The following is a 9760-nucleotide window of genomic DNA, read 5'->3' as shown; positions in this document are numbered from 1 at the left end:
CCGTTTCAGGCACATCCGGGTGAAGTACCCCTGGCGCCATGTGCTCAGCGGCAATGTCTCGCGCGTGACCGAGCTGCAAAGCCACCAGGGCAATGCGGAGGCGGAGAGCGTGGGGCAATGGGAAATGAGCACCTACGCGCAAGTGAACCGTCTGCGGGGCGTGCCTGAAACGGCGTTCTTCTGGTTTCACGACCGTCAGGGCCAGCGCCACTACTTGTGGGTCACGTTTTCACTGCACGAGCGCGCGGTGAGCGAGGCCGACCTGAGCGAGGTGCGTGCCGCGTTCGAAGAAGTGTTCCCCGGCCGCACCCTGGAGGACAACGACTGGTTGCCGGGTGATCAGGACATGGCGCAGGTCGAAGTGCACGTGCCCGACGACTTCCGGCGCTTCAGCGCATTCCTGGTCAAGGACGATCGGCGTTTGCCGCTGCCGGTGGGCCGGGTCCAGCACTTCAAGCTCGAGCCGTTCACCCATTGGGCCGGCCAGACTTCGGATGAAGTCACGCCCGAGATGCGCAAGCTGTTCCAGATGGGGCCGCCTGTCTGAGGCTGTACGGGCCAGCGCTCGAAGCTGGCCCCCTGGCATCGCCTTCAGGACAACGCCTTCAGAGCCAGCTTGATGCCTTCGCTCACGCCCACATCCGCCGGCAGCTTCTTCAGCGCAGCCGCGGCTTCGCGTTCGTTGTAGCCCAGGGCCACCAGGGCCTGCTGGATGTCGGCCTGGGCGTCGCTGACCGGGGCCTCGCTGGGCAGCGCCAGGTCGGGGCCCAGCTTGCCCTTGAGTTCCAGCAGCAGCCGCTCGGCCGTCTTTTTGCCGATGCCGGGCACCTTCACCAGCCGGCCGGCCTGCTGCTGGCTCACGGCCTGCGCCAGCTCGGCCACCGACAGGCCCGACAGGATGGACAGCGCGGTGCGCGGCCCCACGCCGCTGATCTTGACCAGCTGGCGGAAGGTGGCGCGTTCTTCGGCGGTGAGAAAGCCGAACAGGATCTGCGCGTCTTCGCGCACCACGAAGTGGGTCAGCAGGCTGACCTGCCCGCCCAGGGCCGGCAGGTTGAAGAACGTGCTCATCGGCACGTCCACCTCATAGCCCACGCCGTGCACATCCACCAGCACCTGCGGTGGCGTCTTTTCGGCGATGACGCCGGTGAGTCGTCCAATCATGGCCGGATTATCCCGGCCCGAAGGTCATGATCTGCGGAACAGGCCCAGCCGTTGCGCTTCCAATGCAGCTTCCGCGCGCGAGCTGACGTTCAGCTTGCGGTAGATCTGCTTGACGTAGTCGGCGATGGTGTGGCGCGACAGGTTCAGCTGCACGCCGATCTCGGGCAGCGTGAAGCCCTTGGCCACACGCAGCAGCACCTCGGTCTCGCGCTCGGTCAGCGACACATGCGGCATCAGGTCGGCCTGCGGCTTGGCCTGCTGCGCGAAGTGCGAGATCACGCGGCGCGCGATCGACGGCGACAGCGGCGGCTCGCCCTGGCTGATGCGCTGCAGCTGCTCGGTGATCAGCTCGCGCGGCTGCTCCTTCAGGATGTAGCCATAGGCGCCGGCCTGCAGCGCCGGGAACAGGTGCTCGTCGTCGTCGTGGATGGTGACCACCACCGACTGCGCATCGGGCTGCAGCTCGCGCAGCTTCTCCACCACGTCGCGGCCCGAGCCGTCGGGCAGTCCCAGGTCGATCAGCGCCAGGTCGAACTGCACCGCCTGCACCAGCGCGATCGCGTCGTGCACACGCGCGCTTTCGGAGATTTGCGCGGTGGGAAACACCTGCATCACCAACGCCTTGAGCCAGGCGCGGATCTCCGGCAGGTCTTCGAGCAGCAGGATCGTCTTCATGGCGGGGCCTTGGGGGGAAAGAACGGTTATCGAAACCTGGGCCTAGGAACTTGAGCTGTGCGGCTCCAGCGGCAAGGTCAAACGGATGACAGTGCCATAACCCGGGCCGGATTCCACCAGGCATTGGCCCTGCAGTTGTTTGGCGCGGTGTTTCATGCTCGACATGCCGTGTCCGCGGTCGAGTCGGCCGTCCAGTTCCAGCGGAATGCCCTTGCCGTTGTCCTGGATGACGAACTGGAAGTCGCCTTCGGCGATGGTGCACCTCACCTTGCACTGGCTGGCGCCGCTGTGCTTGATGATGTTGCTCACCGCCTCGCGCAGGATGCGCGTGGTCTGCACATAGGCGCGGGCCGACAGCATCTGCGGCACGTCGTCGGTGGGCGAGGTCCATTCGCCCTCCATGCCGGCCTGGCCCAGGCGAGAGACCACCTCGGCCCGCCAGTCGCCCAGCGCATCGATCAGCCGCACCGCCTTGCCGGTGAGGCCGCGCACCGACAGCCGCATTTCTTCCAGCGCCTCGCGCGCCAGGGTGCTGATGCGCTGGTCGTCGCTGGTGTGAACGATGGTCAGCAGCTTGGCGCCCAGGTCGTCGTGCAGGTCGGCGGCGATGCGCTTGCGCTCGCGCTCGGTCACCTGCTCCACCCGCAGCTCGGCCAGCTGGGTGAAGTTGCGTTCGATCTCGGCGGTGGCTTCCTTGACCTTCTGCGCCAGCGTCTCGCGGCCTTCTTCCGACACCTGCAGCGCACGGCCGTGCTGCGAGGTGAGCCGCAGCCCGGTGGCCACGAACACGATCGGGATGGCCATGTGCGACAGCAGCTGCCAGCCGGTGGCCAGCGGGCCGCGCTGCTGCGCGATCTCCAGGCCCGCCAGCACGGCAGCGCCCAGCAGCGCGCTGCCGGCGGCCAGCATGCGCTGGCGTCTGGTGTGCCAGGTGCTCCACAGCAGCCAGCCCACGGCCACCGCCACTTCCAGCAGCAGCACCGCGTACCAGAGCGTGGCCAGCGTGTGCAGCCGGTTGGCGCCGCCGATCAGCAGCGTGGCCGGCACCACCGCGCACTGCGCATACAGCGCCGCGCTGACGCTGGCCACCCGGGTGCCCGAGTAGCGCAGCACGAACTGCACCGCCGCCAGCGTGACCAGCGGCATGCACGAAACCACCAGCAGCTCGGCGTCGTAGTTGGGCAGCGGCATGTTGCGCCACCACAGCCGCGCCGTCACCAGCGCCCAGCCCAGCGACAGCGCGCCGAAGTAGGCCAGGTGCCGCTCGCGCTTGTTCATCACGCCCAGCGCCATCAGCATGCCGCCCAGCAGCGCCAGCGTGGCGCTGACGGCCTGCGGCAGCGAGACGTCGATCGCGTACTCGGTGGCATGGCGGCGCGCCATCTCGTCGTACGGCCCCACCTGCAGCGCCGACAGCCCGCCCGCCCTTTGCCACGAAGCCACCCGCTCCAGCGGATGGCCGGCCACCTTGATGTCGATCAGGTTGTCGCGGTCGCGCAGCAGCGTGGACGGCAGCGCCACCAGCTGCGGATGCTGGCAGTTGTGGGTGATGGGCTCGCGCATGCGGCCGGCCACGTGCAGCAGCTGGCCGTTGAGGTACACCTCGGCGTTGGAGCACACCCGCTCGATGAACAGGCCCAGCAGCGCGCCGCTGCCCTGCAGACCCGACGCGTCGAAGGCGGCGCGGTACCAGATGGGGCCCAGGTGGCGCGGGCGCGTCTCGGCCCAGTCGTCGGGCAGGCTCACCGGCCAGCTGGGGGTGGCGATGGGAAAGACCAGGCTGTCGCCTTCGGCGCTCAAGGCCTGGGTCAGGGTGATCGGCTTCAGGCCGCCCCCGGCGGCGGGCGCTTCGGGCACCGCCCGGGCGGCAGCCGCCAGCCACAGGCTGGCCACGAGCGCCAACAGCAGGACCCAGGCGAGCCGGAGGCCCGCCGACGACTTCATGACACAAAGGCGGACGTGGCGCATGGAGCGCGGATTGTGCAGGAGCCACCCCCCGAACCAGGGTCGGCCGCCGGACGCGACAATGTGAACAGTTCCTCGAAACCGCAGGTCCATCCACTTGATCCTCCGCCACGCCTTCATTCCGCCCGACAACCAGCGGCTCGCCAATCTGTGCGGCAACCTCGACGAGCACCTGCGTGCCATCGAGGCCGCCTTCGACGTGCGCATCGCCCGCCGCAACGAGTCGTTCCGCGTGGAAGGCGCCAAGGCCGCGGCTGAACGCGCGGTGCTGCTGCTGCAAAGCCTGTACGACCGGGCACGCCGTCCCATTCCGCCCGAGTTCTTCCAGCTGGCACTGGCCCAGGCCGCGCAGGACGCGGCGCCCGCCCGCAAGCGCGGCGCCCGCGCCGCCGAGGAAGAGCCCGCGCCCGGTGCCGGCGAGGTGGTGCTGCAGACCCGCCGCGCCGACCTGCAGGGCCGCACGCCCAACCAGCAGGTGTACCTGCGCAACATCCTGGACCACGACGTCACCTTCGGCATCGGCCCGGCCGGCACCGGCAAGACTTTCCTGGCCGTGGCCTGCGCGGTGGATGCGCTGGAGCGCAGCCAGGTGCAGCGCATCGTGCTCACCCGACCGGCGGTGGAAGCGGGCGAGCGCCTGGGCTTTCTGCCCGGCGACCTGACGCAGAAGGTGGACCCCTACCTGCGCCCGCTGTACGACGCGCTGTACGACCTCATGGGCTTCGACCGCGTGACCAAGGCTTTCGAGAAGGGCACGATCGAGATCGCGCCGCTGGCCTTCATGCGCGGTCGCACGCTCAACCATGCCTTCGTCATCCTGGACGAGGCGCAGAACACCACCAGCGAGCAGATGAAGATGTTCCTCACCCGCATCGGCTTCGGCGCCAAGGCGGTGGTGACGGGCGACGTCAGCCAGATCGATCTGCCCAAGGGCACGCTGAGCGGCCTGATCGAGGCCGAGCGGGTGCTGCGCCGGGTCAAGGGCATCGCCATCACCCGCTTCACCGCGGCCGACGTGGTGCGCCACCCGCTGGTGGCCCGCATCGTGGAAGCCTACGAGGCCGAAGGCGTGCGCAGCGGGGTGTGACGATGGCGGTGGAACTGAACCTGTCGCTGCAGCAGCCCGATGCGCGCCACCGCGTGCACCTGCCGCGCCACCGCGTGATGCGCTGGCTGCGCGCCGCGCTGGAGGGCCCGGCCGAGATCACGGTGCGCATCGTCGATGCCGAAGAAGGCCAGGCGCTGAACCGCGAGTACCGCCAGCGCGACTACGCCACCAACGTGCTCACCTTCGACTACCAGCATGAGCCGGTGGTGGTGGCCGACCTGGTGCTGTGCGCCCCGGTGGTGGAACGCGAAGCCGCCGAAATGGGCCTGCCGGTGGCCGACCACTACGCCCACCTGCTGGTGCATGGCGCCCTGCATGCGCAAGGCCACGACCACGAGGAAGACGACGAGGCCGAGGCGATGGAGTCGCGCGAACGCGAGATCCTCAGGGGCCTGGGGCTGCACGACCCGTATCCGGTGGGGTGACCGGGGGCCGGCGCGCCCCAGGGCTGCTCAGCGCTGCCTGATCAGCCGCGCTGCTTCCAGCGCGAAGTAGGTCAGCACGCCGTCGGCGCCGGCGCGCTTGAAGGCCAGCAGCGATTCCATCATTGCGGCCTGGCCGTCCAGCCAGCCGTTGTTGGCGGCGGCCTTGAGCATCGCGTATTCGCCGCTCACCTGGTAGGCGAAGGTGGGGATGCGGAACTGGTCCTTCACGCGGCGCACGATGTCCAGGTACGGCATGCCGGGCTTGACCATCACCATGTCGGCGCCTTCGGCGATGTCCAGCGCCACTTCGCGCAGGGCCTCGTCGCTGTTGCCGGGGTCCATCTGGTAGACCTGCTTGTTGCTCTTGCCCAGGTTGGCCTTGCTGCCCACCGCGTCGCGGAAGGGGCCGTAGAAGGCGCTGGCGTACTTGGCGCTGTAGGCCATGATGCGGGTGTGGATCAGCCGCTCGGCTTCCAGTGCGCCGCGAATGGCGCCGATGCGCCCGTCCATCATGTCGCTGGGCGCCACGATGTCCACGCCCGCCTGGGCCTGCACCAGCGCCTGCTGCTGCAGCACCGCCACCGTCTCGTCGTTCAGGATGTAGCCGCTGTCGTCCAGCAGCCCGTCCTGGCCGTGGGTGGTGAAGGGGTCGAGTGCCACGTCGGTCAGCAGGCCCAGCTCGGGGAAGCGGTCCTTCAGCGCCCGCACCACGCGCGGCACCAGGCCGTCGGGGTTGGTGGCCTCGCGGCCGTCGGGCGACTTGAGCTGCGGGTCGATCACCGGGAACAGCGCCATCACCGGCACGCCCAGCTTCACGCACTCTTCGGCCACCGGCAGCAGCTTGTCCAGCGACAGGCGCTGCACGCCCGGCATGCTGGTCACGTCCTGCACCTGGTGCTGCCCGTCGAGCACGAACACCGGCAGGATGAGGTCGGCGGTGCCCAGGTTGTGCTCGCGCACCATGTTCCGCGTGAAGCTGTCGCGGCGCAGGCGGCGCGGGCGGCTGGCAGGGTAGGGCGGCAGCGGAGGCAGGTGGAAGGAGCTCACGGCGTTGCTTTCTGCGGTAAGGCCGGCTCAGCTTCTGGTTTGCCCTTGTACCCGGGCTGTAACAAAGGCTGAATCAGCGACTAAAATCACACCCGGATGGTAGCCGCAAGGTGTCCATCCCCTGCTTTTCCTCCCTGAGCAGGTGCCTTGTCGACAAGCACGGCAAGGTTTTGCAGCCCCGGCCGGTCCGGGGCTCTTCTTTTCATGGCTTTCATAATGGCCCGATGAGTTCCGCATACCTCTGGGTCAAGGCCTTCCACATCGTTTTCGTGGCCAGCTGGTTCGCCGGCCTGTTCTACCTGCCGCGCATCTTCGTCAACCTGGCGCAGGTGCCGGCCGACAGCCATGCCGAGCGTGAGCGCCTGCTGGTGATGGCGCGGCGGCTCTACCGCTTCATGACGGTGCTGGCGGTGCCGGCGCTGCTGCTGGGGCTGTGGTTGTGGCTGGGCTTCGGCCTCAAGGGCGGCTGGCTGCATGCCAAGCTGGCGCTGGTGCTGCTGGTGCTGGGCTACCACCACGCCTGCGGCCTGCTGCTGGGCAAGTTCGAGTCGTTCTCCAACAAGCACACCGAGCGCTGGTTCCGCGTGTTCAACGAATCCGCGGTGATCCTGTTCATCGCCATCGTGCTGCTGGTCGTCGTCAAGCCGTTCTGAGCATGGCGGGCCAGCGCAGTTCGGCCATCCCGCTGGCCTGGGCGTACGCCCTGCTGATCGTCTACGCCAGCCTGTACCCGTTCGGGCCCTGGCGCTGGCCGGCCGGCCATGCGCTGGTCGATTTCATGGCGCTGCCCTGGCCGCGATGGCGCGACCGCTTCGACGAGGTGGCCAACTTCCTGGGCTACCTGCCGCTGGGCGTGCTGCTGTTCGGCGGCGCGGTGCGCAGCGGCAGGCGCGCCTGGCAGGCCGCGCTGCTGGCACTGCTGCTGCCCGCCGCGCTGTCCTACGGCATGGAGGTGACGCAGACCTTCCTGGCCACGCGCGTGCCTTCGCTGCGCGACTGGGTGGCCAATGCGGGCGGGGCGGCCGTGGGCGTGGCCTTGGCCGCGCTGGCGCACCGGCTGGGGCTGGACGTGGCTTGGCAGCGCCTGCGCCAGCGCTGGTTCGTGCAGCAAAGCGCCGGTGCCATTGCGCTGCTGCTGCTGTGGCCGGTGGGCCTGCTGTTTCCGCAGCCGGTGCCGCTGGGCGTGGGCCAGTTCGGCGACGAGTTGCGGCAGTTCGCCATCCAGGCGCTGGTCGACACCCCCTGGGAGACGCTGGCCGACGAATGGCTGGCGCCTTCGGCCGGGCCCGACCTGCCGCTGACGCCGCTGCACGAAAGTGCCGCCATCGCGCTGGGGCTGCTGGGGCCGTGCCTGGTGGTGTTCGCGGTCACGGCGCGTGGCTGGCGCCGCCTGGTGCTGGTGGCCGGCGCGGTGGCGCTGGCCTTCGGCGCCACCACCTTGTCCACCGCGCTGAACTTCGGGCCCGACCATGCGCTGGCCTGGCTCACGCCGGTGAGCCTGCCGGCGCTGGCCAGCGGTCTGGCGCTGGCGCTGCTGTGTTCGCTGGCGGGCCGGCGGCTGGCCGCCGCGCTGGGCCTGATGGCGCTCACCGGCCTGGTGGCGCTGGTGGCGCAGGCGCCGTCGGACCCTTATTTCGCGGCCAGCCTGCAGGCCTGGGAGCAGGGCCGCTTCATCCGCTTCCATGGCCTGGCGCGCTGGATCGGCTGGCTGTGGCCCTACGTGGCCATGGCCTGGCTGCTGTCGCGCATCGCCGCGCGCGACGCCGACCCGGCATAGCCACCCCGCGGTACGGGCCTTGCCGCCGGCACCACACTTGGCAGCCCATCCAACACGAGGACGCTACATGACCGACACCCGGACCGAGACCGACAGCATGGGCGACGTGGCCGTGCCGGCCGACGCGCTGTATGGCGCACAGACCCAGCGCGCGGTGCAGAACTTTCCGGTCAGCGGCCAGCGCATGCCCGCCGGCTTCGTGCGGGCCTTGCTGATGGTCAAGGCCGCCGCCGCGCGGGCCAACGGCAAGATCGGCCAGCTGCCGCCCGAGCTGGCCCAGGCCATCGCGCAGGCCTGCGGCCAGGCGGCCGAAGGCGACTTCATGGCCCAGTTCCCGATCGACGTGTTCCAGACCGGCTCGGGCACCAGCACCAACATGAACGCCAACGAGGTGGTGGCCACGCTGGCCAGCCGCGCGCTGGGCCAGCCGGTGAACCCCAACGACCATGTGAACGCGGGCCAGAGCAGCAACGACACCATCCCCACCACGCTGCACGTGGCCGCCGCGCTGGCGGTCGAACGCGAGCTGATGCCCGCGCTGGAGCACCTGGTGGCCGTCACGCGGCGCAAGGGCGAATCGGTGCACCACAGCATCAAGACCGGCCGCACGCACCTGATGGACGCGATGCCGGTGCGCATGAGCCAGGTGCTGGACGGCTGGGCCGAGCAGGTCAGCCACGGCGCGCAGCAGGTGGCGCATGCGCAGCAGTCGCTGCTCAAGCTGGCGCAGGGCGGCACGGCGGTGGGCACCGGCGTCAACGTGCATCCGCAGTTCGTGGCGGCCTTTCATGCCGAGCTGGCCGAGCTGACCGGCCTGCGCTTTGCGCGCGCGCCCAGCTTCTTCGCGGCCATGGGCTCGCAGGATGCGGCGGTGGCGATGTCGGGCGCCCTCAAGACGCTGGCGGTGGCACTGACCAAGGTCGCCAACGACCTGCGCTGGATGAACAGCGGCCCGCTGGCCGGCCTGGGCGAGATCGAGCTGGAGGCGCTGCAGCCGGGCTCTTCCATCATGCCGGGCAAGGTGAACCCGGTGATCCCGGAATCGGTGGCGATGGTGGCCGCGCAGGTGATCGGCAACGACACCACCATCACCATCGCCGGGCAGTCGGGCAACTTCGAGCTGAACGTGATGCTGCCGGTGGTGGCGCGCAACCTGCTGGACAGCATCGGCCTGCTGGCCAATGCCAGCCGGCTGCTGGCCGACCGCGCCATCGCCAGCTTCCGCGTGAATGAGCCGCGGCTGAAGGAGGCGCTGGACCGCAACCCCATCCTGGTGACGGCACTGAACCCGGTGATCGGCTATGCCAAGGCTGCGCAGATCGCCAAGCAGGCCTATAAGGAGGGTCGGCCCATCCTGGACGTGGCGCTGGAGCACACCGACCTGCCGCGCGAACGCCTGGCCGAGCTGCTCGACCCGACCCGACTGACCGAAGGCGGCTGACCCCGCAACCCGCGCCGGCGCCGCCGCCGCCGGAGCCGGAGCCGGAGCCGGAGCCGGCTGCGTTTACGTTTGGGCACAATCGCCGCCCTGCGCAGCATGCAGGGGAGGGGACATGCCCGGTCAGCGGTTCAGCGACATCAACAGGTGGCACATGGCGT

10 protein-coding genes are annotated in these 9760 nt (G+C 69.5%); 6 read left to right on the top strand and 4 right to left on the bottom strand.

What is annotated here, in order from left to right; genetic code table 11:
• Window positions 1–19 precede the first annotated feature (19 nt).
• Complete coding sequence (locus ABNT58_RS05470; RefSeq protein ID WP_348752494.1) at window positions 20–547, top strand: hypothetical protein; 528 nt, start codon at window positions 20–22, stop codon at window positions 545–547.
• 44 nt (window positions 548–591) lie between these two features.
• Here ABNT58_RS05470 and ruvA read toward each other — a convergent pair whose 3' ends face one another.
• Genes ruvA through ABNT58_RS05455 form a run of 3 tightly spaced genes read right to left on the bottom strand, consistent with a single transcriptional unit; the run spans window position 592 to window position 3732 of the window.
• Complete coding sequence (gene ruvA, locus ABNT58_RS05465; RefSeq protein WP_348752493.1) at window positions 592–1164, bottom strand: Holliday junction branch migration protein RuvA; 573 nt, start codon at window positions 1162–1164, stop codon at window positions 592–594.
• A gap of 24 nt (window positions 1165–1188) precedes the next feature.
• A complete protein-coding gene (gene embR, locus ABNT58_RS05460; protein ID WP_348752492.1) occupies window positions 1189–1839 on the bottom strand; it encodes a response regulator transcription factor EmbR in 651 nt (216 codons plus the stop codon).
• A gap of 42 nt (window positions 1840–1881) precedes the next feature.
• Complete coding sequence (locus ABNT58_RS05455) at window positions 1882–3732, bottom strand: ATP-binding protein (protein WP_348752491.1); 1851 nt, start codon at window positions 3730–3732, stop codon at window positions 1882–1884.
• Window positions 3733–3901: 169 nt separating this feature from the next.
• Here ABNT58_RS05455 and ABNT58_RS05450 point away from each other — a divergent pair, with 169 nt between their 5' ends.
• Complete coding sequence (locus ABNT58_RS05450; RefSeq protein ID WP_348752490.1) at window positions 3902–4891, top strand: PhoH family protein; 990 nt, start codon at window positions 3902–3904, stop codon at window positions 4889–4891.
• Window positions 4892–4893: 2 nt separating this feature from the next.
• Window positions 4894–5337: an rRNA maturation RNase YbeY gene (gene ybeY / locus ABNT58_RS05445; protein ID WP_348752489.1), complete on the top strand. Its 444-nt coding sequence runs from the start codon at window positions 4894–4896 to the stop codon at window positions 5335–5337.
• Between the two features lie 27 nt (window positions 5338–5364).
• Here the strand turns inward: ybeY and hemB are convergent, their stop codons facing one another.
• On the bottom strand, window positions 5365–6384 hold the full coding sequence (gene hemB / locus ABNT58_RS05440) for a porphobilinogen synthase (RefSeq protein WP_348752488.1): 1020 nt from the start codon (window positions 6382–6384) through the stop codon (window positions 5365–5367).
• Between the two features lie 224 nt (window positions 6385–6608).
• Between hemB and ABNT58_RS05435 the strand changes: the two genes are divergently transcribed.
• The 3 genes from ABNT58_RS05435 (at window position 6609) to ABNT58_RS05425 (ending at window position 9602) form a co-directional block, all read left to right on the top strand.
• Window positions 6609–7037, top strand: a complete 429-nt coding sequence (locus tag ABNT58_RS05435) for a CopD family protein (protein WP_348752487.1) — start codon at window positions 6609–6611, stop codon at window positions 7035–7037.
• Window positions 7038–7039: 2 nt separating this feature from the next.
• Window positions 7040–8161: a VanZ family protein gene (locus tag ABNT58_RS05430; RefSeq protein WP_348752486.1), complete on the top strand. Its 1122-nt coding sequence runs from the start codon at window positions 7040–7042 to the stop codon at window positions 8159–8161.
• 67 nt (window positions 8162–8228) lie between these two features.
• On the top strand, window positions 8229–9602 hold the full coding sequence (locus ABNT58_RS05425; protein ID WP_348752485.1) for a class II fumarate hydratase: 1374 nt from the start codon (window positions 8229–8231) through the stop codon (window positions 9600–9602).
• The last annotated feature ends 158 nt before the right edge of the window (window positions 9603–9760 follow it).

The organism is uncultured Aquincola sp., assembly GCF_964001545.1.
In the GTDB taxonomy this organism is placed as follows: domain Bacteria; phylum Pseudomonadota; class Gammaproteobacteria; order Burkholderiales; family Burkholderiaceae_C; genus Aquincola.
Note: the sequence above shows the minus strand (reverse complement) of the source record. Positions and strands in the feature narration are given on the sequence as shown.